Here is a 26,629-nt window from a genome sequence, read left to right as displayed (position 1 = left end):
TGTCGACGGTGGGCGGGACGCGGGGCCCGGGTCCGGGACGGATGATCGTCCGTTCCGGAGGGTTACTGCTGCGTAGATGCCTACGGATGCGGCCGGTGTTCGTCGAGAGCGAAACCCCTCTCTCTTCTCACCGGTCCCGCCCGGACAACACGTACGGCCCCGGACGTATGCCCGGGGCCGTACGCGTCGGCTCGCTGCTCGGGGGCGCCCGGCGCCACGGGTCCGGTCGGGATCCGCCGGGCGCCCCCGGGCTCAGCCGAGGTCGCCGTCGGCGGTGCGCTCGGCGAGGCGCACCAGGGTGCGGACCGCGGAGCCGGTGCCGCCCTTGGGCGTGTAGCCGTACGGAGCGCCCTCGTGGAAGGCCGGGCCCGCGATGTCCAGGTGCGCCCAGGCGATGCCCTCGCCCACGAACTCCTTCAGGAACAGGCCGGCCACCAGGCCGCCGCCCATGCGCTCGCCCATGTTGGCGATGTCGGCGGTGGGGGAGTCCATGCCCTTGCGCAGGTCGGCGGGGAGCGGCATCGGCCAGGACGCCTCGCCGACCTCCTCGGCGATCTCGTGGATCGACGTACGGAAGGCGTCGTCGTTGGCCATGATGCCGAAGGTGCGGTTGCCGAGCGCCAGCACCATCGCGCCGGTCAGGGTCGCCACGTCGACGATCGCGTCCGGCTTCTCCTCCGAGGCGCGGGTCAGCGCGTCGGCCAGGACGAGCCGGCCCTCGGCGTCGGTGTTGAGGACCTCGACGGTCTTGCCGCTGTACATGCGCAGCACGTCACCGGGGCGGGTGGCGTTGCCGGAGGGCATGTTCTCGGCCAGCGCCAGCCAGCCGGTGACGTTGACCTTCAGGCCCAGGCGGGCGGCCGCGACCACGGCGGCGAACACGGCGGCCGCACCGCTCATGTCGCACTTCATCGTCTCGTTGTGGCCGGCCGGCTTGAGCGAGATGCCGCCCGAGTCGTAGGTGATGCCCTTGCCCACGAGGGCCAGGGTCTTCTCCGCCTTGGGGTGCGTGTAGGCGAGCTTCACCAGGCGCGGGCCGTTCGCCGAGCCCTGGCCGACGCCCAGGAGGCCGCCGTAGCCGCCCTTGACGAGCGCCTTCTCGTCGAGGACCTGGACCTTGATGCCGTGCTCCTTGCCGGCGGCGGTGGCCACGGCGGCGAAGGACTCGGGGTACAGGTCGTTCGGCGGGGTGTTGATCAGGTCGCGGGCCCGGTTGATCTCCTCGGCCAGCGCCAGGGCGCGCTCGACGGCCGCCTTGTACGCCTTGTCGCGTGCCTTGCCGCCGAGCAGGACCACCTCGGCGAGGGGCTGCTTGGGGCCGCTGTCCTTGGACTTCGCGTCCTTGGGGGCCAGCTTGTCCTCGCCGCCCTGGTAGGCGGTGAAGGCGTACGCGCCCAGGAGCGCGCCCTCGGCGACGGCGGCGGCGTCCTCGACCGTGCCGGCGGGCAGCGCGAAGCCCGCCTTCTTGGCGCCGGAGAGCGCACGGGCGGCGGTGCCCGCCGCGCGGCGCAGCGCCTCGGCGTCGTACGCGTCCTCCTTGTCCGGGACCGGACCGAGGCCGACCGCGACGACGACCGGGGCCTTGAGGCCGGACGCGGCGGGCAGCTTGGTCAGTTCGCCCTCGGCACCGGTGGCGCCGAGGGTCTCCAGGACGGCGGCGAGCTTTCCGTCGAACGCCTTGTCCACGGCCTCGGAACCCGGTGCGAGGACCAGGCCGGGCTTCGGCCCAGTGCCCTTGGCGACGCCGACGACGAGTGCGTCGGCGCGCAGCGTCGCCGCACCGGCAGTGCTGAGAGTGAGAGCAGTCACGGTGGTGAAATCTCGCTTCCGTTGAGTTCGAGGTCGGTCGAGGGGGGGCCGACCCTGCCCGGCGCATCGTAGACGCCCGGGCGATGTGCCGGGAATGAGCCTACGCGCGCGGATCCCGCTCGATGACGGCGGCGGGCCCTCCCGACGGCTTCCCCGAACGCCGGGACGGTCGGGGAAGGCCCGGGGCGGTGCCTCCGCGGCGGGTGGCTCCCCGTCAGCCCCCGAGCGCCAGCACCACCAGGGCCGCCGTCGCCGCGGTCTCCTCGACGCCCCCGAAGACGTCCCCCGTGACCCCGCCGAACCGCCGCACGCAGTGGCGCAGCAGCAGTTCGGCCGCCGCGAGCGCGCCGAGCACCGCGAGCGCGTGGTGCACCGCCCCGTACGGGCCGAGGGCCGCGCCCGCCGCCGCGCACAGCGCCACCGTCACCGCCGCCGCGCCCAGCGCCCGTCGGACCGGGACCGTGGCCGCCACCGTCGCGCCGAGCCCCTCCGGGCGGGCGGGCGGGACGTTCCGGCGGGACGCCAGGGTCAGTGCGAGGCGGGCGGAGACGGCCGCGACGACGGCCCCGAGCGCCCCGTGCGCCCAGCCCTCCCCGTACAGCTCGAAGAGGACCGCGACCTGGGCCAGCAGGACCAGGAGCAGCGTGATGACACCGAACGGCCCAATGTCGGACTGCTTCATGATCCGCAGCGCGTCCTCGGCCGGCTTCCCGCTGCCGAGGCCGTCCGCCGTGTCCGCCAGACCGTCCAGGTGCAGTCCCCGGGTGAGGGCGGCGGGCGCCGCGACGGAGGCCACCGCGGCGAACAGCGGCCCCGACCCGGCCAGCAGCGACACGGCGCCGGCGCCCCCGGCGAGCAGTCCCACGACGAGTCCGGCGAGCGGGGCGCAGAGCATCCCGGAGCGGGCGGTGGCGCGGTCCCAGCGGGTCACGCGGACGGGCAGCACGGTCAGGGTGCCGAAGGCGAAACGTATGCCGTGGCTGTTCAGGGAGGTCACCGCGCGCAGGCTAGCCGCTGGCCCCCACCGATAGATTGGGCGAAACACGCCTAACGCCGGAAAACCATGCATTTCGGGAGTGGGTGGGATGGGTCACTGGTGGCACGAGAACATCGTGGAGCCCGGCAAGCTGCCGTTGCTCCTCGCGCTGGCCGCCTTCGTCCTGACCTTCGCGGTCACCCGCACCATCACGCGCATGATCCGTGCCGGGAAGGGCCCGTTCCGCGACATCACGCCGGGCGGGGTGCACCTCCACCACGTAGTGCCCGGGGTGGTGCTGTCGGTGGTCGGCGGGTTCGGCGCGGTGGCGAGCGGACGGCAGGGCGTGGCCGCCGGGGTCTTCGCGGTGATCTTCGGGGTGGGGGCCGGCCTGGTGCTGGACGAGTTCGCGCTGATCCTGCACCTGGACGACGTGTACTGGTCCGAGGAGGGCCGGCAGAGCGTGGAGGTGGTCGTGCTGACGGCCGCGCTGGTGCTGCTGGTCCTGGCCGGCTTCTCCCCGCTCGGCGTGGACGACGTCAGCGACGAGGAACAGCAGGACCGCGTCGGAGTCATCACGACGTACGCGGTCAGCTTCGCCTTCGTCCTGGTCTGCCTGCTCAAGGGGAAGACGCGGATGGCGGTGCTCGGCACCCTCGTCCCGTTCGTCGCGCTGGTCGGCGCGGTCCGCCTCGCCCGGCCCGCCTCGCTCTGGGCCCGGCGCTTCTACCGCCGCCGCCATCGGGCCCGCTCCCGGGCGATGCTGCGCGCCTACCACCACGATGTGCGCTGGGCCGGGCCGCGCCGGAAGTTCCAGGACCTCATCGGCGGCGCCCCGGACCGGGTTCCACCCCCGCCCGCACCGAGGCCGTGAACCGCCTCCGATACGCCGCCGCCTGATCGATCCCAGGGCCTTCCGGAGAGGGACCGGAGCCGCGCGCCGTCCGCGGGACACCGGTCCCGTCCGCGCGGGGGAGACCCGAGCGGGAAAGCCGCGAGGGGCCGGGGAGGCGGCCCTCAGGCCCCGGGACGGTTCTCAGGCCCTGTCGGGAGCGACGGCCTCCGCCCCGGCCTCCGCGCCCGCCTCGGCTTCCGTACTCTCCTCGTCCTCCTCGGTCCCGGCCCTCTCCTGCTCGCGCTCGGGGAGTTCGGCGGCCAGCGCCGCCGCGGCCTGCACCAGCGGCAGGGCCAGCAGCGCGCCGCTGCCCCCGCCCACCGTCACCCCGTGGTCCAGCAGCGGGGTCAACGCCATCCGGTCCAGCGCCTTCGTCTGCGCGGGCTCCCCGCTGGTCTGGCCCGCCAGCCACCAGTCCGGCGCCCGGAACGCGGCCCGCTGCGCCACCAGCGCGCAGGCCGCCGAGACGACGCCGTCCAGGATCACCGGCATCCGGCGCACCGCGCTCTGCAGCAGGAAACCCGTCATCGCCGCCAGGTCCGCCCCGCCGGAGGCGGCCAGCAGCTCCAGCTGGTCGCCGAGCACGGGCCGCGCCCGGCGCAACGCGTCCCGGATCGCCGCGCACTTGCGCATCCACGCCAGGTCGTCGATGCCCGCGCCACCGCGTCCGGTCACCACGGAGGCGTCCGTACCGCAGAGCGCGGCGACGAGGGTGGCCGCGGCCGTGGTCCCGCCGACGCTGAGGTCGCCGAGCACCACCAGATCGGTGCCGGAGTCCGCCTCCTCGTCGGCGATGGCCATGCCCAGGCGGATCGCCTGCTCGGCCTCCTCCGCACTCAGCGCGTCCTCGACGTCGATGCGCCCCGACCCCCGCCGCACCCGGTGGCGGACCACGGACTCGGGCAGCAGCCGCGGATCGCAGTCCAGGGAGACGTCCACGATCCGCATCGGCACCGAGAACCGCCGGGCCAGCACCGCGACCGGGCTCGTCCCGTCGAGGGCGGCCCGCACCAGCTCGTGCGCGCTGCCCGCCGGCCGCCCGGAGACGCCCAGCTCCGCCACCCCGTGGTCACCGGCGAAGAGCACCAGACGCGGCTGCTCGACCGCCCTGACCGGCACGGACTGCTGCGCGGCGCTGAGCCACTCGCCCAGCTCGTCGAGCCGTCCGAGCGCCCCCGGGGGGACGGCCAGCCGCTCGCGCCGCTCCTCGGCATCGCGCCGCACACCCCCGTCGGGGCGTTGGATCAGGTCGGAGAAGTCGTCCAGGTTCACGGGGGTCTGCCTCGCGGGTCGTCACGTCGGGTCCGGGCACGGGAACCCGGCGGCGGGCCCCTGCCCGGAACAGTACCGGTCGCCCCACGGCACGGTCCCGGCCGAGATCGGCCACCCGCGGCGCACGGGCCGGGCCCCGGGGTGCACGGTTCCGCGTACGGGCCGGGCCCCGGGCACGAGACGCCCGGCGCACGGGTCGGGCCGCCCCCGGCACGAGGGCCCCGGCACGAGCCCCCGCGCGTACGGGCCGGGCCCGGGGCGCCGAGGAAGCGCCCCTCCCTTCATCCCGCGGCCCGCGCGTACGGGACGGGGATCCGACGCGGACAGCGTGCCCCGCGCGTACGGGGCGGGCCCGGCGTGAACAGCAGGACCCGCCCCTCCGGAGGGGCCCTCAGCCCCGCAGCACCAGCACCTGCCCCGCCACCACCAGCAGCACCTGCTCGCACTCCGCCGCCACCGCCGCGTTCAGCCGTCCCAGCTCGTCCCGGAACCGGCGCCCCGCCGACGTCGCCGGGACCACCCCCGACCCCACCTCGTTGGTCACCAGCACGACCGGCCGCCGCGTCCCGCGCACCGCGGCGACCAGCTCACCGACCCGTTCCCGCAGTACCGCCTCGCCACCCCCGCCGTGCCACCGCTCGTCCTCCCAGGCCCCCACCCGGTCCATCGCGTCGGTCAGCCACAGCGCCAGGCAGTCGATCAGCAGCGGCGGCCCGTCCGCCCGCAGCAGCTCCGCCAGTTCACAGGTCTCCTCGGTCCGCCAGGCGCCCGGCCGGCGCTCCCGGTGCAGGCTGATCCGCGCCGCCCACTCCGGATCCCCGTCGCGGCGGCCCCCGGTCGCCACGTACACCACCGCCGGGAACGTCTCCAGACGCCGCTCCGCCTCCACCGACTTCCCCGACCGCGCACCGCCCGTCACCAGTACCCGGCGCGGTACGTCCGGCACCGCCCGGTACTCGCCCACCACCAGCGTCGTCCCGTCCGGCACCGCCCGCGCCCCGGCCGCCGCGAGCCGCCGCTCCAGGGCCGGGCCCGGCGGGGCGTCGTGGTCCAGGTGGACCGCCACCACCTCGGTCGTCGGGCCCACCGCCCCCGCCGACCGCAGCCGCGCCACCGCGTCCGGCCGCCCGATCACATCGCAGACGACCATGTCCAGCGGCTGTTCCACCCGCTCGGGCAGCCCGGCCGGAGCGGCCCCCGGCGGCAGGTACAGCAGCCGTTCGCCCTCCGGGGACGTCACCTCGTACCCGGTCCCCGGCGCGTCCATCGCCACCGCCCGCACCCGGTGCCCGCTGATCAGCGTCAGGACCTGGCCGTCCGGCACCCGCCCGGCCGGCGGCAGGGCGGGCGGCAGCTCGACGGCGGGGCCGTCGTGCGGGTGGGTCAGCAGCACCTGGCGTACCGGGCCCAGCGAACGCCCCGCCCGCGCGGCGGCGAACACCGCTCCCGGGGTGAGGTCGAGCAGCAGCGCGCCGTCGACCAGCAACGCGGTCGCGGCCCGCGCCCACGGGCCGCGGGCCGAGGCGCAGGCCGCGCAGGGGCAGGAGGGGCGCGGCAGCCCCTCGGGGGCTCCGGTGCCGAGCAGAGTCAGTTCCACCCCCCGATCCTCCCGTGTCCCCGCGCGAGGTGCGCGTCCGGCTACGCTTCGGACAGCAACGTGACCCGGGAGGCTGACATGGCGTGGACGTGGCGGTTCGAGAAGTCCGACGGTACGGAGACGGAGCCGGCGCTGCAGCCGGAGGAGTTCACCACCCAGGGTGACGCGGAGTCCTGGATCGGCGAGTACTGGAAGGAGCTCCTGGAGGGCGGCACCGCACAGGTGACGCTCTTCGAGGACACGACCAAGATCTACGGCCCGATGAGCCTGCAGGCCGACGGCGCCTGACGCCCGGCCCCGGAGACGGGGTGGTGGCCCCGGAGCCCCGGCGGCCACCACCCCTCTCCGATGACCGGAATCCCCGCTGACGGCCCGGGCGGAGAGGCCAACAGGTCAGCAGGCGCCGACGACCACCGCCGCCGCCCGGGCCATCGCCTCGTCTCTCCTCCCACCCCCCGCGAGGCCCCCGAGACGCCAGAAGATCTGTCGTACCGCCACAAGGGAACGGCCGCCCGTCAAGCCCCCCGCCCCACCACCGGAAACGCCGGCGGCTCCGCCCCCGTCCCAGTGCGACCGGCAGGGATGCGGAGCCCCCGAGGATTCCGTGGGTCCGCTCAGATCTCCCCGAGCGTGACCTCAGCCGTCCGGCTGTCGCCGTCGCGCGTGTACGTCACCGTCACCTTCTGGCCCGGCCTGTCGTTCGCCAGCGCCTCGGAGAGCGAGGTGATCGTGGCGACCTCGCTGTCCCCGATCCCGGTGATGGTGTCCCCGGGCCGCAGCCCCGCCTCGTCCGCGGCCCCGCCCCGCTCCACGCTGACCAGCGCCACCCCGGCGGGCCGGTAGTCGTCGTCGACGACGGTGCGGCCGGTGATGTTGAGCGCGGCCCGCCCCGAGTCGGTGACCTTGCCGTCCTCGATGATCTGGTCCGCCACCGTCTTCACCATCGAGACGGGGATCGCGAAGCCGATGCCCGGCGCCGCGCCCTCTCCCAGCTGCGGGTCGGTCGCCGCGAGGGTCGGGATGCCGATCACCTCACTGTCCAGGTCGACCAGCGCCCCGCCGCTGTTGCCCGGGTTGATCGCCGCGGACGTCTGCACCATGTTGGCGATCGTCGCCCCGGTGCCGCCGCCCGACCGGCTCTCGCTCACGGTCCGGCCGAGTGCGGAGACGATGCCCTGGGTGACGCTGCTGGACAGGCCCAGCGGCGAGCCCATCGCCAGCACGATCTGCCCCACCTCGACCTTGCCCGCATCGCCGAACTTGGCGGGCCGCAGCCCGTCCGGCACATCGTCGAGCTTGATCACCGCGAGGTCCTGCTCCGGGTAGGAGGAGACCAGCGACGCGCTCACCACCTCTTCTCCGGTGGCGACGCTGACCTTGAACTTCTTCTCGTCGCCGACCACATGGGCGTTGGTGACGATGTGGCCCCTGCCGTCGTAGACGACCCCGGAGCCGAGCCCCTGGGAGGCGTCGATCTGCACCACCGAGGGCAGCACGTCGTTGATGACCTTCTGGTAGGCGGCCTCCAGGTCGTCGGGGGCGCGCTTCACCGAACCCTGCGCCGTGCCCGACGCGCTCGCCTCGGGCGCCGGAGCGGCCGGACTCGTACCGGAGCAGCCGCCCGCCAGAGCGATGGCGCAGACGGCCGCGGACAGGGGGATCAGCAGCCTGCGCGCCCGGCTGCGAGAGGAGGATGCGTCCATATCCGGAGTCTGGGTCCGGACCCGTTCGGGTGCCCGCGCTGATGAGCCGAACGGGGCCGGGGCCCACCGGCGGGGTGCGCCGCCCTACGCGTGCGCGCGCCCCGCGGGGCCGGAGTGCGGCACGGCGGGCGTCAGCCCCGTACGCCGCACAGGTGCAGCAGTGCCGCCACGCCCCGGTACGGGTCGGTGCGCCCGGCCCGGTCCTCCAGGGCCAGCACGCGTTCCCGTTCGTCGGCCGGCAGTTCCACGTCGTCGTCCACGTTGTCCGTGAAGACGCGGACCCCGTACCAGGCGTGCAGGGGAGCGGCGATCCCGGCGAGGGTGGCCCGCAGGGCGTCGAGCCGGTCCGCGCGCACGGTGAGGCCGAGGCGGTCGGTGTACGTGGCGGTGTCGAAGGCGGCCAGGGCGGCGCCGAAGTCGCCGGCGAGCCCCGGGCGCATCGCGAGCGCGTCCGCGTTCCGTACGAGCAGGGAGAGCAGGCCGCCGGGGGCCAGCACCCGGGCGAGCCCGGCCAGCATCGGGTCCGGCTCCTCGACGTACATCAGGACGCCGTGGCACAGCACCACGTCGAAGCTGCCGGGCAGGAAGTGCACGCCGGTCTCCCGGCAGTCGCCCTCGACGAGCCGGACGCGCTCCCGGATGCCCTCGGGCTCGGACGCCAGGGACTCCCGGGCGGCCGTCAGCATCCCGGCGTCCGACTCCAGACCGGTCACCGAGTGACCGGCCCGCGCGAGCCGCAGCGCCTGGGCGCCCCGGCCCATGCCCACGTCCAGAACGCGCAGCCGCCGCCCCACCGGGAAGCGCGCCGCTATCTGCTCGTCGAGCTGCCGGGCGACCAGCTCCTGCCGGACCGTGTCGCGTACGCCGCCGAGACCCGCCGGCCACGCCGAGGAGGCCCCGGTGAAGCCGGAGGTGTCCGTGCTCAGGGCCGCTCTCCGCGCTTGACCTGCGGCTTCGGGAGCCGCAGTCGGCGCATCTGGAGCGTGCGCATCAGGCCGTACGCCACGGCGCCGCGCTTCGGGGTGTCCGGGAAGCGCTCGCGGAGCTGCTTCTTCAGGCGGAAGCCCAGACCGATCGAGTCGATCACGATCAGGACGATCACCCCGAGCCAGAGCATCATGACGATGGCCTGCATGTTCGGCACCTGGATCACGCTGAGGACCAGGATGATCACGGCGAGCGGCAGGAACCACTCCGCGACGCAGAAGCGCGAGTCCACGTAGTCCCGGACGAAGCGCCGCACCGGGCCCTTGTCGCGGACCGGGAGGTAGCGCTCGTCGCCCGAGGCGAGCGCCTCGCGCTGGCGGGCGAGGTCGGCGCGGCGCGCTTCGCGCTGGCGCTTCACGGCCGCCTTGCGGTCCGCCGGCGCGGCGGAAGCGGCACGACGGCGCTGCGACTGGGCCTCACTGCGCTTGGGGGTGGGGCGACCCTTGGGAGCCTGCGGGTCGCGGGGCTGCTGGGAGAGGTCCGCCGTCACCTTGTCGGTGGGGGCCTTCTCTGTCTTGGCGCGGCTACGGAACACAAAACCCAAGGGTACGGGGTCGGCGCGCGGGCCCGGCCCCGGGGCGAAAACGATCCGGCAACGGAGGGCGCCCCCGTCGGGGCGCCGACCGGGCGATACGGGCGTTAACCGCCTGTTCCGGCACCCGTCACCGGGTGTCCCGGGGCCCCGCCTACACCTTGGGCGGGAGCGTTTCCCCGGCGTACTCGTCCTTGGGGAGGAGCACATCCGCCTCCGAACAGTGCGGTAATAGAGGCAGGGCCCGTACTGTGGGTTCTATCGGGAGTGCCGGAGCTCAGTCCGTCAGAAGGGGGCGCGCGAAGCCCATGAGCGGTGTCATGAAGCGTATGGGAATGATCTTCCGCGCGAAGGCGAACAAGGCCCTTGACCGGGCCGAAGACCCGCGCGAGACCCTCGACTACTCGTACCAGAAACAGCTGGAGCTGCTGCAGAAGGTGCGTCGCGGCGTCGCCGATGTGGCGACGTCCCGCAAGCGCCTGGAACTGCAGCTGAACCAGCTGCAGGGCCAGTCCTCCAAGCTGGAGGACCAGGGCCGCAAGGCGCTGGCGCTGGGCCGCGAGGACCTGGCGCGCGAGGCGCTGTCGCGGCGCGCAGCCCTCCAGCAGCAGGTCACCGACCTGGAGACCCAGCACAGCACGCTCCAGGGCGAGGAGGAGAAGCTCACCCTCGCGGCGCAGCGCCTCCAGGCCAAGGTGGACGCCTTCCGTACGAAGAAGGAGACCATCAAGGCCACCTACACGGCGGCCCAGGCCCAGACCCGGATCGGCGAGGCGTTCTCCGGCATCTCCGAGGAGATGGGCGACGTCGGCCTCGCGATCCAGCGGGCCGAGGACAAGACGCAGCAGCTCCAGGCGCGGGCCGGCGCCATCGACGAGCTGCTCGCCTCCGGGGCCCTGGACGACCCGACCGGCACGGCGAAGGACGACATCGCCGCCGAGCTGGACCGGATCTCCGGCGGCAGCGACGTGGAGCTGGAACTGCAGCGCATGAAGGCCGAGCTGGCCGGGGGCTCCTCGTCCTCGCAGCAGGCCATCGAAGGCGGCGCCCAGGGCGGTGCCCAGCAGTCGCAGCAGTCGTCCCCGCACAAGTTCGACAAGCAGTGAGGGCAGCGTCATGATCGTACGGATCATGGGGGAGGGCCAGGTCGAGCTGGCCGACAGCCACGTCGTCGAACTGAACGAGCTCGACGACGTCCTGCTCAAGGAGATGGAGAGCGGCGACGGACCCGGCTTCCGCGCCACCCTCCACGCGCTCCTGGACAAGGTGCGCGAGCTCGGCGCCCCGCTCCCGGACGAATCCCTGGAGCCGTCCGAGCTGATCCTGCCGGCGCCCGACGCCACCCTCGAAGAGGTACGCGCCATGCTCGGCGACGACGGACTCATCCCCAACTGAGCCCCCATGCGCCCGCCCGGCGGGCCCGTGGACGGCCGCACCGGCACCCCCCCCGTACGTCCTGCCCCGTGCCCGGTCCGCCGGACGCGGGGCAGCGGCGCTTCTCCCGGGAGCTTCCTCCCGGGAGAGCCGGGGGCCGTTTCCCGGGAAGGCGTACGGCTCCGCGGGGCGGCCGCGTACCGTAGCCGGTCGTGACCACCCTCTCGTCCGGTTTCGCGCGCGCCCGCCGCTGGCTCCGGGACCACCCGCTCGCGTTCGACGCGGCCGTCGCGCTGGGCGCGCTCGTCTCGATGATCTGCGGGTCGTTCGCCGACCCGGGCGCCGGACACGGGCCGACCTTCGGCGCCCGCACCCCCGGGCTGTTCAGCGTGTTCCTCATGGTGCTCGGCGCTGTCGCCCTGGTTCTGCGACGCCGGCGGCCGGTGCAGGTCCTCGCCGCCACCGGCACGCTCACCATCGCCGAGTACGTGCTGATGGAGCCGCCCGCCCCGGTCGTCATGAGCACGGTCATCGCCCTCTACACCGTCGCCTCGCGCACCGACCGCCCCACCACCTGGCGGGTCGGGCTGCTCACCACGGTGGCGGTCACGGCCACCGCGATGGTCTTCGGCTCGACCCCCTGGTACAGCCAGGAGAACTTCGGCGTCTTCGCCTGGACCGGTCTGGCCGGGGCCGCCGGGGACGCCGTACGCAGCAGGCGCGCCTTCATCGACGCCATCCGGGAACGCGCCGAGCGGGCCGAGCGCACCCGGGAGGAGGAGGCCCGCCGCCGGGTCGCCGAGGAGCGGCTGCGGATCGCCCGCGACCTCCACGACGTCGTCGCCCACCACATCGCCCTGGTCAACGTGCAGGCCGGGGTCGCCGCCCACGTCATGGACAAGCGACCGGACCAGGCCAAGGAAGCGCTCGCCCACGTACGCGACGCCAGCCGCTCCGCGCTCAACGAACTCCGGGTCACGGTCGGGCTCCTGCGCCAGCAGGGCGACCCCGCGGCCCCCACCGAGCCGGCCCCCGGCCTCGCCGTGCTCGGCGAACTGGTCGCCACCTTCCGCAACGCCGGCCTTCCCGTCGAGGTGGCCTGCGCCGACCGCGACCGGCTGCCCGCCGCCGTCGACCTCGCCGCCTACCGGGTCATCCAGGAGGCCCTGACCAACGTGCGCAAGCACGCCGGGACGGGGGCCCGGGCCGAGGTGAGCGTGGTGCGGGTCGGGGCCACCGTGGAGGTCACCGTGCTCGACGACGGCCGGGGAAGCGCGGGCCGCCGGCCCGGGGCCGGGCCGGCCGGGGGCGCCGCGGCTGACGGCGACGGACCGGAGAGCGGCGGCCACGGGCTGCTCGGCATGCGCGAACGCGTCACCGCCCTCGGCGGGGCCCTCACCGCGGGGCCTCGGTACGGCGGCGGGTTCCGGGTCCATGCGATCCTTCCGGTCGAAGCCCGCACGGGAGAACCGGAGCGGCCGGGCACGGCGGGCGGGACGGGGATCCGCCGATGACCCAACCGACGCCGACGCCGACGCCGATACCGACGCCCGCTCCGGCCTCCGGCGTCCGGGAGGCGCCGATCCGGGTCCTGCTCGCCGACGACCAGGCGCTCCTGCGCAGCGCGTTCCGGGTGCTGGTGGACTCCGAGCCGGACATGACGGTGGTCGGCGAGGCCGCCGACGGGGCCCGGGCCGTCGAGCTGGCCCGGGCCGAGCGCGCCGACGTGGTGCTCATGGACATCCGGATGCCGGGCACGGACGGGCTGGCCGCCACCCGCATGATCAGCGCCGACCCCGAGCTGGCCGCGGTGCGGGTGGTCATGCTCACCACGTTCGAGGTCGACGAGTACGTGGTCCAGTCCCTGCGCGCCGGGGCCTCCGGCTTCCTCGGCAAGGGCGCGGAGCCGGAGGAACTGCTCAACGCGATCCGGATCGCCGCGGCCGGCGAGGCGCTGCTCTCCCCGGCGGCGACCAAGGGGCTCATCGCCACCTTCCTGGCCCAGGGCGGCAGCGGTCCGGCGGAGGGGCCGGACAGCTCGGAGTACGCACCACGGCTGGCGGCGCTCACCGGCCGCGAACGCGAGGTACTGGTCCTGGTCGCCGGCGGCCACTCCAACGACCGGATCGGCGAGCGGCTGGCGGTCAGCCCGCTCACCGTCAAGACCCACGTGAACCGGGCCATGGCGAAGCTGGGCGCCCGGGACCGGGCCCAATTGGTGGTCATCGCCTACGAATCGGGCCTGGTGCGTCCGCGGGCCGACTGACCGGCGGGCCCGGGGTACGGCGGTGTACTCCAGCTGCGGTATGCGCGGCGTGAGAAAGCAGCCCGGGGGGCGACGTATCGGCTGCGGGGAGCGGCGATCGTAGGACTGGGCTGGAGGGACGGGCCCTGACGTCCTCCCTTCCGCGCCCCTGCCGCGTACGCCACAGAAGAGAGACCCACCCATGTCCTGGCTGTCCAGATTCAGCCTCGCGCAAAGGGCCCTGATCGGGCTGATCTCGATCGTCGCGCTGGTCTTCGGCGCGATAGCGATCCCGCAGCTCAAGCAGCAGCTGCTGCCCACCATCGAACTGCCGATGGTCACGGTGCTGGCGCCCTACCAGGGTGCGTCCCCCGACGTGGTCGAGAAGCAGGTCGTCGAGCCCCTGGAGAACTCCCTCAAGGCCGTCGACGGCGTCGAGGGCGTCACCTCCACCGCCAGCGAGGGCACCGCCCTCGTCATGGCCACCTTCGACTTCGGCGACGAGGGCGTCAAGCAGCTCGTCGCGGACATCCAGCAGGCGGTGAACCGGGCCCGCGCCCAACTGCCCGCCGACGTCGACCCGCAGGTGATCGCGGGCTCCACGGACGACATCCCGACCGTGGTCCTCGCCGTCACCTCCGACGAGGACCAGCAGGTCCTGGCCGACCGGCTCGACCGCACGGTCGTCCCCGCCCTCCAGGACATCGAAGGCGTCGGCCAGGTGACCGTCGACGGCGTGCGGGACCTCCAGGTCTCCGTCGTCCCCGACGCCGGGAAGCTCGCCGCCGCCGGCCTGGACACGGGCACGCTCGCCCAGGCCCTCCAGTCGGGCGGCGCCACCGTCCCGGCCGGTTCCTTCTCCGAGTCCGGCAAGAACCGCACCATCCAGGTCGGCGGCGCCTACACCTCGCTGCGGCAGATCGAGGACCTCCAGGTCGTCGCCGGGAACCCGGCGGGCCCCTCGGACCGGCCGGCGAAGCCGGTGCGCCTCGGCGACGTGGCCGAGGTGAGGCAGGAGCCGTCCACGGCGGTCTCCATCACCCGCACCAACGGCAAGCCGAGCCTCGCCGTGATGGCGACGATGGACAAGGACGGCAGCGCCGTCGCCATCTCGGACGCCGTCCAGGAGAAGCTGCCCGGCCTCCGTGAGGACCTCGGCCGCGGCGCCGAGCTGACGGTCGTCTCCGACCAGGGCCCCGCCGTCTCCAAGTCGATCTCGGGCCTGACCACGGAGGGCGCGCTCGGGCTGGTCTTCGCGGTCGTCGTGATCCTGGTCTTCCTCGCGTCGATCCGCTCGACGCTGGTCACCGCGGTCTCCATCCCGCTCTCGGTCGTCCTCGCGCTGATCGTGCTCTGGACCCGCGACCTGTCGCTCAACATGCTCACGCTCGGCGCGCTCACCATCGCCATCGGCCGGGTCGTCGACGACTCGATCGTGGTCCTGGAGAACATCAAGCGCCATCTCGGCTACGGCGAGGAGCGCCACGCGGCGATCACCACCGCGGTCAAGGAGGTCGCCGGGGCGGTCACCTCCGCCACCCTCACCACCGTCGCCGTCTTCCTGCCCATCGGTCTGGTCGGCGGCATGGTCGGCCAGCTGTTCGGCTCGTTCTCGCTGACCGTCACCGCCGCGCTGCTCGCCTCGCTGGTGGTCTCGCTCACCGTGGTGCCGGTCCTGTCGTACTGGTTCCTGCGCCCGCCGAAGGGCACCCCCGAGGACGCGGCGGAAGCGCGCCGCCTCGCGGAGGAGAAGGAGGCGGCCAGCCGGCTCCAGCGGATCTACGTCCCGATCCTCCGCTTCGCCACCCGCCGCCGGATCACCAGCATCGTCATCGCCGTCGCCGTCCTGCTCGGGACCTTCGGCATGGTCCCGCTGCTGAAGACGAACTTCTTCGACGCCGGCGAGCAGGAGGTCCTCACCGTCAAGCAGGAGCTGGCCCCCGGCACCAGCCTGGAAGCCGCCGACGAGTCCGCCCGCAAGATCGAGAAGGTCCTCGGCGAGGACAAGGGCGTCAAGGACTACCAGGTCACCGTCGGCTCCTCCGGCTTCATGGCCGCCTTCGGCGGCGGCACCGGCTCCAACCAGGCGTCCTACCAGGTCACCCTGAAGGACGCCGCGGACTCCGAGGACGCCCAGGACCGCATCGACGAGGCCCTCGGCAAGCTCGACGGCATCGGCGACACCACCATCGCCGCGGGCGACGGCTTCGGCTCCCAGGACCTGAGCGTCGTGGTCAAGGCCGCCGACGGGGACGTCCTGAAGAAGGCGGCCGAGGCCGTCCGCACCGAGGTCGCCACCATCGAGGACGTCACCGACGTCCAGAGCGACCTGGCGCAGAGCGTCCCGCGCATCTCGGTCACCGCCAACGACAAGGCGGCCGCCGCCGGGTTCGACTCCGCCGCCCTCGGCGGGATCGTCGCCGGAGCCGTACGGGGCACGCCCGCCGGCTCCGCGACGCTCGACGAGACCGAACGCGACATCGTCATCCGCTCCGCGAAGCCGGCCGCCACCCTGGCCGAGCTGAAGGCCCTGCCGCTGGGCCCGGTCGAGCTCGGCGACATCGCCGACGTGAAGATCGTCCCCGGTCCGGTCTCCATGACCCGCATCGACGGCCAGCGTTCGGCGACGATCACCGCCAAGCCGGTCGGCGACAACACGGGCGCGGTCAGCACCGAGCTCGCCGAGAAGCTCGACGCGCTGGACCTCCCCGAGGGCGCCACCGCCACCATCGGCGGCGTCACGGCGGACCAGGACGAGGCGTTCGCCCAGCTCGGGCTCGCGATGCTGGCCGCCATCGCCATCGTCTTCATGCTGCTGGTGGCCACCTTCCGGTCGCTCGTCCAGCCGCTGATCCTGCTGGTCTCCGTCCCGTTCGCGGCGACCGGGGCGCTGGCCCTGCTGCTCGTCACCGGCACCCCGCTGGGCGTCCCGGCGATGATCGGCATGCTGATGCTCATCGGCATCGTGGTCACCAACGCGATCGTGCTGATCGACCTGATCAACCAGTACCGCGCCCAGGGCCTCGGCATCGTCGAAGCGGTCGTCGAGGGCGGCCGCCACCGCTTCCGGCCGATCCTGATGACGGCGCTGGCGACCATCTTCGCCCTGCTCCCGATGGCGCTCGGCGTCACCGGCGAGGGCGGCTTCATCTCGCAGCCGCTGGGCGTCGTGGTGATCGGCGGTCTGATCAGCTCCACGCTGCTGACCCTGCTGCTCGTGCCGACGCTGTACGCGATGGTCGAGCTCCGCAAGGAGCGCCGCGCCGAGAAGAAGGCCGCCAAGCGCGCGGTCGAGGAGGGCCCGACGGCGCAGAACCCGCCCGAGGAGGCCCGCGAGGCCGAGCCCGCGAAGGCCTGACCCGACCGCTCGAAGGGGCCTGTTCCACGCGCTCGCGCGGGACAGGCCCCTTCGGGGTTCCCGGCCGGGGCGGCGAACACGCTCCCACCGGCGCGGGGAACCGGCCCGGCCGGGAAGGCCCGGGCCCGCACGCGGAAGCCCCGGCACGCCGGCCTGCGGCGCACCGGGGCTTCCGGGCGGTTTCCGGGAGCGGCCGGACGCTACGGCAGAGCCAGCATCCGCTCCAGCGCGAGCTTCGCGTACTTCTCCGTCTCCGGGTCGACCTCGATCCGGTTGACGAGCTTGCCGTCGGCCAGGGACTCCAGCGTCCAGACCAGGTGCGGCAGGTCGATGCGGTTCATCGTCGAGCAGAAGCAGACCGTCTTGTCGAGGAAGACGACCTCCTTGTCCTCGTCGGCGAAACGGTCGGCCAGGCGGCGGACCAGGTTCAGCTCCGTGCCGATGGCCCACTTCGAGCCGCGCGGGGCCGCCTCCAGCGCCTTGATGATGTACTCAGTCGAGCCCACGTAGTCCGCGGCGGCGACGACCTCGTGCTTGCACTCCGGGTGCACCAGCACGTTGACGCCGGGGATGCGGGCCCGGACGTCCTCGACCGACTCGACCGAGAAACGGCCGTGGACCGAGCAGTGCCCGCGCCACAGGATCATCTTCGCGTCCCGCAGCCGGTCGGCGGTGAGGCCGCCGTTCGGCTTGTGCGGGTTGTAGACGACGCAGTCCTCGAGGCTCATCCCCATGTCCCGCACGGCCGTGTTGCGGCCCAGGTGCTGGTCGGGGAGGAAGAGGATCTTCTCGCCCTGCTCGAAGGCCCACTCCAGGGCCCGCTTCGCGTTCGACGAGGTGCAGATCGTGCCGCCGTGCCGGCCGGTGAAGGCCTTGATGTCCGCGGAGGAGTTCATGTACGAGACGGGCACCACCCGGTCGGCGACCCCGGCGTCGGTCAGTACGTCCCAGCACTCGGCGACCTGCTCGGCGGTGGCCATGTCGGCCATCGAGCAGCCGGCCGCCAGGTCGGGCAGCACGACCGCCTGGTCGTCCGTGGTGAGGATGTCGGCGGACTCGGCCATGAAGTGCACCCCGCAGAAGACGATGTACTCCGCCTCCGGGCGGGCCGCCGCGTCCCGGGCCAGCTTGAACGAGTCGCCGGTGACGTCCGCGAACTGGATGACCTCGTCGCGCTGGTAGTGGTGGCCGAGGACGAACACCTTGTCCCCGAGCCTCTCCTTCGCGGCGCGGGCGCGCGCCACCAGGTCCGGGTCGGACGGGGAGGGGAGGTCCCCGGGGCAGTCGACGCCGCGCTCGCTCCTCGGGTCGGCCTCTCGGCCGAGCAGCAGCAGCGCGAGGGGTGTCGGCTGTACGTCCAGGGGCTGGGCCGTGGTCACGTCACGCACCCTTTCTTCTCTGCGTTCTGCTCTGCGCTTCGGCGAACGCGCCTTTTCGTCTATTTGACGCTATCTATCATAGCCGCTTCGTGTCACTTTGACGATGCCGATAGCGTCGATGTGACGCATCCCCCGGGCGGCCGGGTGTGCGAGCATGAAAAGGAACAGACAAGCGCTCGGCCCGGAATGATTACGCGGGTCTGGCGGTTGAACCGTCGGCAAGCAGTCCGTACAACCCGGGAGAGAAGCAGATGTCCGTATCGGACGAGACCACCACCGTGAGCGACGGCATCCTCCTGTCCGACGCCGCCGCCTCCAAGGTCAAGGCCCTGCTGGAGCAGGAAGGCCGCGAGGACCTGGCGCTGCGCGTCGCCGTCCAGCCCGGCGGCTGCTCGGGCCTGCGCTACCAGCTCTTCTTCGACGAGCGCTCGCTCGACGGTGACGTCGTCAAGGACTTCGACGGCGTCAAGGTCGTCACCGACCGGATGAGCGCCCCGTACCTGGGCGGCGCCTCCATCGACTTCGTCGACACCATCGAGAAGCAGGGCTTCACGATCGACAACCCGAACGCCACCGGCTCCTGCGCCTGCGGCGACTCGTTCAGCTAGGGCGTCTTCCGGAAGCAGCGCCGTCCGCCCGGGCGTCGCCGGGCAGGCGGGACTTTCGAGAACCGCCCGAGGCGCTGCGAGCGGGAACACACGGCATGCGGAGGCGGCCCCGGGAATCATTCCCGGGGCCGCCTCCGCATGCCGGGGGCCCGCCGCTCAGCGGCGCGGCACCGCCCCGCCCGAGGCGGCGTCGATCACCGGGCGGTCGCCCAGCGGTTTCTCCAGCGTCACCGTCCGCGTCAGCTCCTTGGCGACCAGGACGCAGAGCTTCTTCTCCTCCTGCGGCTTCTCCGTGACGGTGATCCGCACCTGGCCCGCGCTCTCCCGCGCGCTCGCCGTGTACGTACTGCACACGCCGCCCCAGAAGGTCACCTCCAGGGTCCGCCCGTCCGCCCCGTACGAGGTCACCTTCCGGTCCCCGGACGGCGTCGGGACCTCCGGCTCCTCGACGAACTCCGGGTCCACCGCGATCCGCGTGACCGTCTCCTCCGGGCCGCCCGGAGCCTGCCGGACCGTGAACAGCCAGGACGGCACCAGCGTCGGACGGCCCTCCGCGTGGTGCGGCGCCAGACCGAACACCGCGTCCTCGACCGTCCGCTCCACCGGCGCCCGCTTGCCGTTCGACGGCACGCACTGGGGCTCGGACGGGGGCTTCGGCTCGCCCTCCAGCGGCACGGGAGTGGCGCAACCGCCGATGTCCCGACCGCCGTCGCCCTTCCCCCTGCTCTCCGCGTTCAACTGCTTCAGCGCCTCGTCCGCGCCCACCACGGGGTAGACCTCGCCCTTCGCCGGCGCCTTGAGACGCCCGCTGCCCCCGGTCACCTCGCCGTCCGGGCCCACCTGGACACCGGTGGACCAGCCGTACGTCGGGAGGCCGCCGATCTTCGGATCGGCGTTCACCACGCGGACGTCGCCCATCATCTGGCCGGCGTTCAGCGCCGCGTCGTCCTGGCCGACCGCCTTGAGGACCGGGGCCGCGGCCGCCTTCGCCGCCTTCTCGCTCACCGGCTCGCCGCCGCCCGCCCCGGCGGGGCCGTTCGCGCACATCGCCCCCGGCTCGCAGGGCTTGGACGGGGTGGTCGCGGCGAACGTCCAGAAGCCCGGCGCCTGCTTCGCCACCTTCAGGAGCGCGCCGGGCCCGTCGTCGTCGCCGACCACCCAGGACGTGCCCTCGGTGCGCGGTGTGCCCGGGATGCCCAGCGCCTTCGCCAGCCGGGCGACGTCGGCCGGTGCGACCGTGCCCTTGGCCACGTGGACCGCCGCCTCGGCCGGGCCGTCCGGAAGTCCGCCCGGGGCCCGGTAGGCCACGGGCGGGCCGGAGGGAGCCGGTTCGCCGGGGGCGATGCCCGCGGGCGGCGCGTCCGAGGAGGCCCCGCCCGGTGGGTCGGCGGGTGCGTCCAGGGCCAACGGCCGGGCCGCGTCCTCCGCCGCCGCACGGCTGTCCGCCCCGGCGGCGTCGCCCGGGGCGGTGGAGGCCCAGTAGGCGCCCCCGCCCCCGGCCAGCAGGACGGCCGCGGCCACCGAGGCCACCGCGAGCGGCGGACGCCGCCGCCGGGAACCGGTCACGTCGTTGTCGGGTCGCTCGGTGCTCACCGGATCGCTCCTTCGACTGCGTCGCCGTCGCGGCGCCAACCGCGTGCCCCCGGACGGGGACACCGGTGGGACGGAGCGGGGGAGCGTGCGGTTCCACCGGCCTGGGAGCCCCGTACGCGGACGCCGCGCGGATCGCGCCGGAGCCGGTGGGGAAAGGCCGAAAGGCGATGCCCGCCGGCCGGCCCCGGCCGGTGCTCAGTCCCCGTACTCGGTCATCGCGTCGACCAGCCGCGCCGACGAGGGCGGCACCGTCACCCCGTTGATCAGGGACGGCTTCACGGGGGCCGGGGCGCTCCTGGCGGGCTTCGTCCAGTGCGGCGCCATCCGCGCGCAGTCCCCGCGCAGGGCGGCCAGGCTCGATTCGGACTCGGGCAGTGCGGTGTGGTTCGACATATCCGCACCGTAACCACGGCCGAGCTCAGGTAGAAAGCCCTACTATCGGGTAGTTTTCCCTTTTCCCCGTCGCCCGACTCACCCGGTAGCGTGAACTGTCACGTCGTCCCGGAGGGCGCACTCACGGCCCTTCGCCTTCCGCAGGAGCAGTCTCCCCGTGCGTATTGCAGTCACCGGCTCGATCGCCACCGACCACCTCATGACCTTCCCCGGCCGCTTCGCCGACCAGCTGGTCGCCGATCAGCTGCACACGGTCTCCCTCTCCTTCCTGGTCGACAACCTCGATGTGCGCCGGGGCGGTGTCGCCGCCAACATCTGCTTCGGGATGGGCCTGCTCGGCACCCGCCCGATCCTGGTCGGCGCCGCCGGGTCCGACTTCGACGACTACCGCGCCTGGCTCGACCGGCACGGCGTCGAGACCGGTTCCGTCCGGATCTCCGAGGTTCTGCACACCGCCCGCTTCGTCTGCACCACCGACGCCGACCACAACCAGATCGGCTCCTTCTACACGGGGGCGATGAGCGAGGCCCGCCTCATCGAGCTGAAGAGCGTCGCCGACCGCGTCGGCGGCCTCGACCTCGTCTCCATCGGCGCCGACGACCCCGAGGCGATGCTCCGCCACACGGAGGAGTGCCGCACCCGGAACATCCCGTTCGCCGCCGACTTCTCCCAGCAGATCGCGCGGATGGACGGCGAGGAGATCCGCATCCTCCTCGACGGCGCCACCTACCTCTTCTCCAACGAGTACGAGAAGGGACTCATCGAGTCCAAGACCGGCTGGAGCGACGAGGAGATCCTCGCCAGGGTCGGCCACCGCGTCACCACCCTCGGCGCCCGCGGCGTCCGGATCGAGCGGGTCGGCGAGCCGGTCATCGAGGTCGGCTGCCCCGAGGAGGACGTCAAGGCCGACCCCACCGGCGTCGGCGACGCCTTCCGGGCCGGCTTCCTCTCCGGTCTCGCCTGGGGCGTCGGCCTGGAGCGCGCCGCCCAGGTCGGCTGCATGCTCGCCACCCTGGTCATCGAGACGGTCGGCACCCAGGAGTACACCCTGCGCCGCACCGCCTTCATGGACCGCTTCACCAAGGCGTACGGCCACGACGCCGCCGCCGAGATCCGGCAGCACCTGGCGTGATCAGCTGAGCCGGCGGACCACATGGGCCGAGCCTCGGTCCGCCCGCTCCTCGCCCACGTACTCCTGGCCCCGCATCTCGCACCAGGCCGGGATGTCCAGCCGCGCCGCCTCGTCGTCGGCGAGCACCGTCACCGTGGCGCCCACCGGTACCTCCCCGATCACCTTTGCGAGCTCGATCACCGGGACCGGACAGCGGCGGCCCAGCGCGTCGACCACCAGGGGCGCGGCGGTGGCGGCGGGGCGGGGGGCGGCGACCGGGGCGCCGAGCCGTTCGCGTACGTCGGCGACCACAGCGGGCAGCACCTCGAGGAAGCGGTCCACGTCCGCCCCGGCGGTGCCCGGCGGCAGCGACACCCGGACGTTGCCCTCCGAGAGCACGCCCATCGCCTTCAGCACATGGCTCGGCGTCAGGGTGCTGCTGGTGCAGGACGAACCGGACGATACGGAGAACTCCCTCCGGTCCAGCTCGTGCAGCAGGGTCTCCCCGTCGACGTAGAGACAGGAGAAGGTGACCAGATGCGGCAGCCGCCGCTCCGGGTCTCCCACCACCTCCACATCGGGCACCCGCTCGGCCACCACGGTCCGGATCCGGTCCACCAGCGCCCGCAGCCGTACCGCCTCGGCCGCCGCCTCGTCCCGCACCGCGCGCAGCGAGGCCGCCGCCGCCACGATCGCCGGCAGGTTCTCGAACCCCGGCGCCCGCCCCGACTCCCGCTCCCCGGCCGGGCCCGGGGGAGCGAAGCGCACCCCCTTGCGGACCGCCAGCAGTCCGACCCCGGCGGGACCGCCCCACTTGTGCGCGCTCGCCGTCAGCAGCGACCAGCCCGCCGGGACCGGCCCCCAGCCGAGCGACTGGGCCGCGTCGATCAGCAGGGGCGTCCCCGCCTCGGCGCAGAGCGCGGCGACCTCGGCCACCGGCTGCTCGGTGCCCACCTCGTGGTTGGCCGACTGGAGGCAGGCCAGCGCGGTGTCCGCCCGCAGCGCCTCGCCGTACGCCGCCGGGTCCACCGCCCCCGAACGGCCCACCGGGACCTCGGTGACCGATCCGCCGGCCGCCTCGTGGGCCGCCGCGGCGTGGAGCACCGACGAGTGTTCGACCGCGGAGTGGGCCAGACGGCGGCCGACACGCCGACGCCCGGAAAGAGCCCCGGCAATTCCCGCGTGCACCGCCGCCGTCCCCGACGAGGTGAACACCAGCTCGTCCGGGCGGCACCCGACGGCCTCCGCAGCGGCCTCCCGGGCCGCGTCCAGCAGCAGCCGGGCCCGCCGCCCCTCCCGGTACAGACGGGCTGGATCGGCCCAGCCCTCGTCGAGCGCGGCAAGCAGGGCCTGGCGTGCGACGGGGTGCAGGGGGGCGGCGGAGGCGGCGTCGAAGTAGGGCATCCCGCCACGCTAGCCCGCCCCCGGCCCCGCTCCGCCGGGGACCGCTCCCGCCGGGCGGACGAGGGGCCGTCAGATGGGGGCCGGAGGCCCGGATTCCACTCCATGGGGGTGTCCGGCGGCGCGTTGGGCACCCTCCCCGCGCGACCCCAAATAGCGTCCAGTAGGGTTTGGTCCGCATAAACATCCAAACCCCTGCCCGCGTCAGGGCCGGCGACCGACCAGAGACATACGGGCGCGCCGAACCGTGCGGGCGAGACTCTCGGGAAGGCGCTACGTGAGTCCCAACGGCTCCGACCGCTCGTCGCGGCGCCCGATGCGGCGGAAGCTGCCGCAGGTGCTGACTGCGGGCCTGGTCTTGGCGACGGCCTCCGGTTGTTCATACAACTGGGAGGATTTCCCCCGCCTCGGAATGCCCACACCGGTAACGGAAGAGGCCCCGCGGATCCTCTCCCTCTGGCAAGGCTCGTGGGCGGCAGCGCTCGTCACGGGTGTCCTTGTCTGGGGGCTGATCCTCTGGAGCGTCATCTTCCACCGGCGTAGCCGGACCAAGGTGGAGGTACCTCCGCAGACCAGGTACAACATGCCCATCGAGGCGTTGTACACAGTGGTTCCCCTCATCATCGTCTCGGTGCTGTTCTACTTCACCGCGCGAGACGAGTCGAAGCTCCTCGAGCTCTCCGACAAGCCCGCCCACACCATCAACGTGGTCGGCTTCCAGTGGAGCTGGGGCTTCAACTACATCGAGAAGGTGGATGGCCAGCCCGCAGCGGGCCCCGAGGTCCCCAAGGAGCTCGACGCCATCCCCGACAAGTTCCAGAAGGACTTCCCCGAGGGCGCCGGCGGCGTCTACGACGTGGGCATCCCCGGAACCCGCAACCCGCAGAACGGCAACCCGGGCCCGACCCTGTGGCTGCCGAAGGGCGAGAAGGTCCGCTTCGTCCTCACCTCGCGTGACGTCATCCACTCCTTCTGGGTGGTGCCGTTCCTCATGAAGCAGGACGTCATCCCGGGCCACACCAACGTGTTCGAGGTGACCCCCAACCGCGAGGGCACCTTCATGGGCAAGTGCGCCGAGCTCTGCGGCGTCGACCACTCCCGGATGCTCTTCAACGTGAAGGTCGTCTCCCCGGAGCGTTACCAGCAGCACCTCAAGGAGCTGGCTGACAAGGGTCAGACGGGCTACATGCCGGCAGGCATCGCGCAGACGGACCCGGCCAGGAATGCGGAGAAGAACCAACTGTGAGCATCCTCAACGAACCTCAGGGTGCCGCTCCGGCAGACGACTCGTACGAGGACGAGCTGCCCGTGCGGCGCAAGCAGCCGGGAAACATCGTCGTGAAGTGGCTGACCACCACCGACCACAAGACGATCGGTACGCTCTACCTGGTCACCTCGTTCGTGTTCTTCTGCATCGGCGGACTCATGGCGCTCTTCATGCGCGCCGAGCTGGCCCGTCCGGGCACGCAGATCATGTCGAACGAGCAGTTCAACCAGGCGTTCACGATGCACGGCACGATCATGCTGCTGATGTTCGCGACGCCGCTGTTCGCCGGATTCGCGAACTGGATCATGCCGCTGCAGATCGGCGCGCCCGACGTGGCGTTCCCGCGGCTGAACATGTTCGCGTACTGGCTGTACCTCTTCGGCTCGATCATCGCGGTGGCCGGCTTCCTCACCCCGCAGGGCGCCGCCGACTTCGGCTGGTTCGCCTACTCCCCGCTCTCGGACGCGGTCCGCTCGCCGGGCGTCGGCGCCGACATGTGGATCATGGGTCTGGCCTTCTCCGGCTTCGGCACGATCCTCGGCTCGGTCAACTTCATCACCACGATCATCTGCATGCGCGCCCCCGGCATGACGATGTTCCGCATGCCGATCTTCACCTGGAACGTCCTGCTGACCGGTGTCCTGGTCCTGCTGGCCTTCCCGGTCCTGGCCGCCGCGCTCTTCGCGCTGGAGGCCGACCGTAAATTCGGCGCGCACATCTTCGACGCGGCCAACGGCGGCGCATTGCTCTGGCAACACCTCTTCTGGTTCTTCGGGCATCCAGAGGTGTACATCATCGCGCTACCGTTCTTCGGAATCATTTCCGAGGTCATCCCGGTATTCAGCCGCAAGCCGATGTTCGGCTACATCGGCCTGGTCGCGGCCACCATCGCCATCGCCGGTCTTTCCGTGACGGTGTGGGCACACCACATGTACGTGACGGGCGGCGTGCTGTTGCCGTTCTTCTCGTTCATGACCTTCCTCATCGCGGTACCGACCGGTGTGAAGTTCTTCAACTGGATCGGCACGATGTGGAAGGGGTCGTTGTCCTTCGAGACACCGATGCTCTGGGCCGTCGGCTTCCTGATCACCTTCACCTTCGGTGGTCTGACCGGCGTCATCCTCGCCTCGCCCCCGATGGACTTCCACGTCTCGGACTCGTACTTCGTCGTCGCGCACTTCCACTACGTCATCTTCGGCACCGTGGTCTTCGCGATGTTCTCCGGCTTCCACTTCTGGTGGCCGAAGTTCACCGGCAAGATGCTGGACGAGCGGCTCGGCAAGATCACGTTCTGGACGCTGTTCGTGGGCTTCCACGGCACGTTCCTGGTGCAGCACTGGCTCGGCGCCGAGGGCATGCCGCGTCGTTACGCGGACTACCTCGACGCGGACGGCTTCACCGCGCTGAACACGATCTCGACGATCTCCTCGTTCCTGCTCGGCCTGTCGATGCTGCCGTTCTTCTACAACGTCTGGAAGACCGCGAAGTACGGCAAGAAGATCGAGGTCGACGACCCGTGGGGCTACGGCCGTTCGCTGGAGTGGGCGACCTCCTGCCCGCCCCCGCGGCACAACTTCCTCACCCTGCCGCGGATCCGCTCCGAATCCCCGGCGTTCGACCTGCACCACCCGGAGATCACCGCGCTGGAGCAGCTCGACCACGACTCCGAGTCGGACAAGGCCCTGGCCGGCGGCAAGGAGGCAGGCAAGTGAAGATCCAGGGACAGATGTTCATCTGGCTGAGCGTCTTCATCCTCGGCATGGCCATCGTGTACGGCGTGTGGTCGAAGGAGCCGGTCGGCACCACGGCGCTCTTCCTGGCCTTCGGGCTGGCCGTCATGATCGGCTTCTACCTGGCCTTCACGGCCAACCGGGTCGACGCCATGGCCCAGGACAACAAGGAAGCCGACGTCGCCGACGAGGCCGGCGAGCTGGGGTTCTTCTCCCCGCACAGCTGGCAGCCGCTCTCCCTGGCGGTCGGCGGAGCCTTCGCCTTCATGGGCGTCGTCTTCGGCTGGTGGCTCCTGTACTTCTCCGCCCCCCTGCTCCTGATCGGCCTCTTCGGCTGGGTCTTCGAGTACTACCGGGGCGAGAACCGCACCCAGTGACACCGCACCCGGTGACACCGCT

General features: G+C 72.7%; 23 protein-coding genes. 12 read left to right on the top strand and 11 right to left on the bottom strand.

The features are described from left to right. Positions 1–252: 252 nt before the first annotated feature. A complete protein-coding gene (locus AMK24_RS16025; RefSeq protein ID WP_073769415.1) occupies positions 253–1,809 on the bottom strand; it encodes a leucyl aminopeptidase in 1,557 nt (518 codons plus the stop codon). 214 nt (positions 1,810–2,023) lie between these two features. Further along, on the bottom strand, positions 2,024–2,806 hold the full coding sequence (locus tag AMK24_RS16020) for an adenosylcobinamide-GDP ribazoletransferase (protein ID WP_073769414.1): 783 nt from the start codon (positions 2,804–2,806) through the stop codon (positions 2,024–2,026). A gap of 88 nt (positions 2,807–2,894) precedes the next feature. On the opposite strand from AMK24_RS16020, the gene AMK24_RS16015 reads away from it, so the two are divergent. Beyond that, a complete protein-coding gene (locus AMK24_RS16015) occupies positions 2,895–3,659 on the top strand; it encodes a hypothetical protein (RefSeq protein ID WP_073769413.1) in 765 nt (254 codons plus the stop codon). A 162-nt stretch (positions 3,660–3,821) separates the two neighbouring features. On the opposite strand, the gene cobT is transcribed toward AMK24_RS16015, so the two are convergent. Both cobT and AMK24_RS16005 read right to left on the bottom strand, forming a co-directional pair. After that, complete coding sequence (gene cobT / locus AMK24_RS16010; protein ID WP_073769412.1) at positions 3,822–4,952, bottom strand: nicotinate-nucleotide--dimethylbenzimidazole phosphoribosyltransferase; 1,131 nt, start codon at positions 4,950–4,952, stop codon at positions 3,822–3,824. Between the two features lie 391 nt (positions 4,953–5,343). Beyond that, positions 5,344–6,549 (bottom strand): bifunctional adenosylcobinamide kinase/adenosylcobinamide-phosphate guanylyltransferase, encoded by a 1,206-nt coding sequence (locus tag AMK24_RS16005; protein WP_073769411.1) that lies wholly within the window; start codon positions 6,547–6,549, stop codon positions 5,344–5,346. Positions 6,550–6,627: 78 nt separating this feature from the next. Here AMK24_RS16005 and AMK24_RS16000 point away from each other — a divergent pair, with 78 nt between their 5' ends. Further along, positions 6,628–6,837: a hypothetical protein gene (locus tag AMK24_RS16000; RefSeq protein WP_073769410.1), complete on the top strand. Its 210-nt coding sequence runs from the start codon at positions 6,628–6,630 to the stop codon at positions 6,835–6,837. A gap of 326 nt (positions 6,838–7,163) precedes the next feature. Here the strand turns inward: AMK24_RS16000 and AMK24_RS15995 are convergent, their stop codons facing one another. The 3 genes from AMK24_RS15995 to AMK24_RS15985 all read right to left on the bottom strand — a co-directional run bounded on the left by AMK24_RS15995 (position 7,164) and on the right by AMK24_RS15985 (position 9,774). Beyond that, entirely contained in the window at positions 7,164–8,252 is a 1,089-nt protein-coding gene (locus tag AMK24_RS15995) for a S1C family serine protease (RefSeq protein WP_073769409.1), read from the bottom strand. 131 nt (positions 8,253–8,383) lie between these two features. Beyond that, positions 8,384–9,091 (bottom strand): methyltransferase domain-containing protein, encoded by a 708-nt coding sequence (locus AMK24_RS15990; protein ID WP_073769591.1) that lies wholly within the window; start codon positions 9,089–9,091, stop codon positions 8,384–8,386. Positions 9,092–9,174: 83 nt separating this feature from the next. After that, positions 9,175–9,774: a DUF3043 domain-containing protein gene (locus AMK24_RS15985; RefSeq protein WP_073769408.1), complete on the bottom strand. Its 600-nt coding sequence runs from the start codon at positions 9,772–9,774 to the stop codon at positions 9,175–9,177. A gap of 317 nt (positions 9,775–10,091) precedes the next feature. Between AMK24_RS15985 and AMK24_RS15980 the strand changes: the two genes are divergently transcribed. The 5 genes from AMK24_RS15980 (at position 10,092) to AMK24_RS15960 (ending at position 16,748) form a co-directional block, all read left to right on the top strand. Beyond that, complete coding sequence (locus AMK24_RS15980) at positions 10,092–10,877, top strand: PspA/IM30 family protein (RefSeq protein ID WP_030121604.1); 786 nt, start codon at positions 10,092–10,094, stop codon at positions 10,875–10,877. A gap of 10 nt (positions 10,878–10,887) precedes the next feature. Then, positions 10,888–11,166 carry a PspA-associated protein PspAA gene (gene pspAA / locus AMK24_RS15975; RefSeq protein ID WP_073769407.1) on the top strand — a complete coding sequence of 93 codons (279 nt, stop codon included), beginning with the start codon at positions 10,888–10,890 and terminating at the stop codon, positions 11,164–11,166. A 191-nt stretch (positions 11,167–11,357) separates the two neighbouring features. Then, positions 11,358–12,659: a sensor histidine kinase gene (locus AMK24_RS15970; RefSeq protein ID WP_073769406.1), complete on the top strand. Its 1,302-nt coding sequence runs from the start codon at positions 11,358–11,360 to the stop codon at positions 12,657–12,659. Then, complete coding sequence (locus tag AMK24_RS15965; protein WP_199876435.1) at positions 12,656–13,411, top strand: response regulator; 756 nt, start codon at positions 12,656–12,658, stop codon at positions 13,409–13,411. The genes AMK24_RS15970 and AMK24_RS15965 overlap by 4 nt, the downstream gene beginning before the upstream one ends. Before the next feature lie 181 nt (positions 13,412–13,592). Beyond that, positions 13,593–16,748 carry an efflux RND transporter permease subunit gene (locus AMK24_RS15960; RefSeq protein WP_073769405.1) on the top strand — a complete coding sequence of 1,052 codons (3,156 nt, stop codon included), beginning with the start codon at positions 13,593–13,595 and terminating at the stop codon, positions 16,746–16,748. Positions 16,749–16,948: 200 nt separating this feature from the next. Here AMK24_RS15960 and nadA read toward each other — a convergent pair whose 3' ends face one another. After that, the gene (nadA, locus tag AMK24_RS15955; protein ID WP_107427404.1) at positions 16,949–18,127 is read right to left on the bottom strand and encodes a quinolinate synthase NadA; all 1,179 of its coding nucleotides are present in this window, start codon (positions 18,125–18,127) and stop codon (positions 16,949–16,951) included. Between the two features lie 251 nt (positions 18,128–18,378). On the opposite strand from nadA, the gene AMK24_RS15950 reads away from it, so the two are divergent. Beyond that, positions 18,379–18,735, top strand: a complete 357-nt coding sequence (locus AMK24_RS15950; protein ID WP_030118057.1) for a HesB/IscA family protein — start codon at positions 18,379–18,381, stop codon at positions 18,733–18,735. Between the two features lie 156 nt (positions 18,736–18,891). Here the strand turns inward: AMK24_RS15950 and AMK24_RS15945 are convergent, their stop codons facing one another. Together AMK24_RS15945 and AMK24_RS15940 are read right to left on the bottom strand one after the other, a co-directional pair. Beyond that, positions 18,892–20,328, bottom strand: coding sequence for a hypothetical protein (locus tag AMK24_RS15945; RefSeq protein ID WP_073769403.1), 1,437 nt, complete (start codon positions 20,326–20,328; stop codon positions 18,892–18,894). A 195-nt stretch (positions 20,329–20,523) separates the two neighbouring features. Then, a complete protein-coding gene (locus AMK24_RS15940; RefSeq protein WP_073769402.1) occupies positions 20,524–20,721 on the bottom strand; it encodes a hypothetical protein in 198 nt (65 codons plus the stop codon). Positions 20,722–20,878: 157 nt separating this feature from the next. On the opposite strand from AMK24_RS15940, the gene AMK24_RS15935 reads away from it, so the two are divergent. After that, the gene (locus AMK24_RS15935) at positions 20,879–21,853 is read left to right on the top strand and encodes a carbohydrate kinase family protein (protein WP_073769401.1); all 975 of its coding nucleotides are present in this window, start codon (positions 20,879–20,881) and stop codon (positions 21,851–21,853) included. Here AMK24_RS15935 and AMK24_RS15930 read toward each other — a convergent pair whose 3' ends face one another. Next, positions 21,854–23,236 carry a cysteine desulfurase/sulfurtransferase TusA family protein gene (locus AMK24_RS15930; protein WP_073769400.1) on the bottom strand — a complete coding sequence of 461 codons (1,383 nt, stop codon included), beginning with the start codon at positions 23,234–23,236 and terminating at the stop codon, positions 21,854–21,856. It lies immediately after the preceding gene. A gap of 274 nt (positions 23,237–23,510) precedes the next feature. Here AMK24_RS15930 and ctaC point away from each other — a divergent pair, with 274 nt between their 5' ends. The 3 genes from ctaC to AMK24_RS15915 are packed head-to-tail and all read left to right on the top strand — an operon-like array spanning position 23,511 to position 26,607. After that, positions 23,511–24,479, top strand: a complete 969-nt coding sequence (gene ctaC / locus AMK24_RS15925) for an aa3-type cytochrome oxidase subunit II (RefSeq protein ID WP_073769399.1) — start codon at positions 23,511–23,513, stop codon at positions 24,477–24,479. Continuing rightward, the gene (ctaD, locus tag AMK24_RS15920) at positions 24,476–26,212 is read left to right on the top strand and encodes an aa3-type cytochrome oxidase subunit I (RefSeq protein WP_073769398.1); all 1,737 of its coding nucleotides are present in this window, start codon (positions 24,476–24,478) and stop codon (positions 26,210–26,212) included. Before ctaC ends, ctaD begins: the two co-directional genes overlap by 4 nt. Continuing rightward, entirely contained in the window at positions 26,209–26,607 is a 399-nt protein-coding gene (locus AMK24_RS15915) for a cytochrome c oxidase subunit 4 (protein WP_073769397.1), read from the top strand. Before ctaD ends, AMK24_RS15915 begins: the two co-directional genes overlap by 4 nt. Positions 26,608–26,629 lie beyond the last annotated feature (22 nt).

It is taken from the genome of Streptomyces sp. CB02366 (assembly GCF_001905905.1).
GTDB lineage: Bacteria > Actinomycetota > Actinomycetes > Streptomycetales > Streptomycetaceae > Streptomyces.
The sequence above is the reverse complement of the archived record's forward strand: the minus strand, read 5'-3'. Positions and strand labels throughout refer to the sequence as shown.

Coding starts and splice junctions, on each gene's coding strand:
- AMK24_RS15930 (WP_073769400.1), bottom strand. CDS start 23,236: ATGCCCTACTTCGACGCCGCCTCCGCCGCCCCCCTGCACCCCGTCGCA.
- AMK24_RS15950 (WP_030118057.1), top strand. CDS start 18,379: ATGTCCGTATCGGACGAGACCACCACCGTGAGCGACGGCATCCTCCTG.
- AMK24_RS15965 (WP_199876435.1), top strand. CDS start 12,656: ATGACCCAACCGACGCCGACGCCGACGCCGATACCGACGCCCGCTCCG.
- AMK24_RS16015 (WP_073769413.1), top strand. CDS start 2,895: ATGGGTCACTGGTGGCACGAGAACATCGTGGAGCCCGGCAAGCTGCCG.
- AMK24_RS15980 (WP_030121604.1), top strand. CDS start 10,092: ATGAAGCGTATGGGAATGATCTTCCGCGCGAAGGCGAACAAGGCCCTT.
- AMK24_RS15940 (WP_073769402.1), bottom strand. CDS start 20,721: ATGTCGAACCACACCGCACTGCCCGAGTCCGAATCGAGCCTGGCCGCC.
- AMK24_RS15995 (WP_073769409.1), bottom strand. CDS start 8,252: ATGGACGCATCCTCCTCTCGCAGCCGGGCGCGCAGGCTGCTGATCCCC.
- AMK24_RS16000 (WP_073769410.1), top strand. CDS start 6,628: ATGGCGTGGACGTGGCGGTTCGAGAAGTCCGACGGTACGGAGACGGAG.
- AMK24_RS15960 (WP_073769405.1), top strand. CDS start 13,593: ATGTCCTGGCTGTCCAGATTCAGCCTCGCGCAAAGGGCCCTGATCGGG.
- pspAA (WP_073769407.1), top strand. CDS start 10,888: ATGATCGTACGGATCATGGGGGAGGGCCAGGTCGAGCTGGCCGACAGC.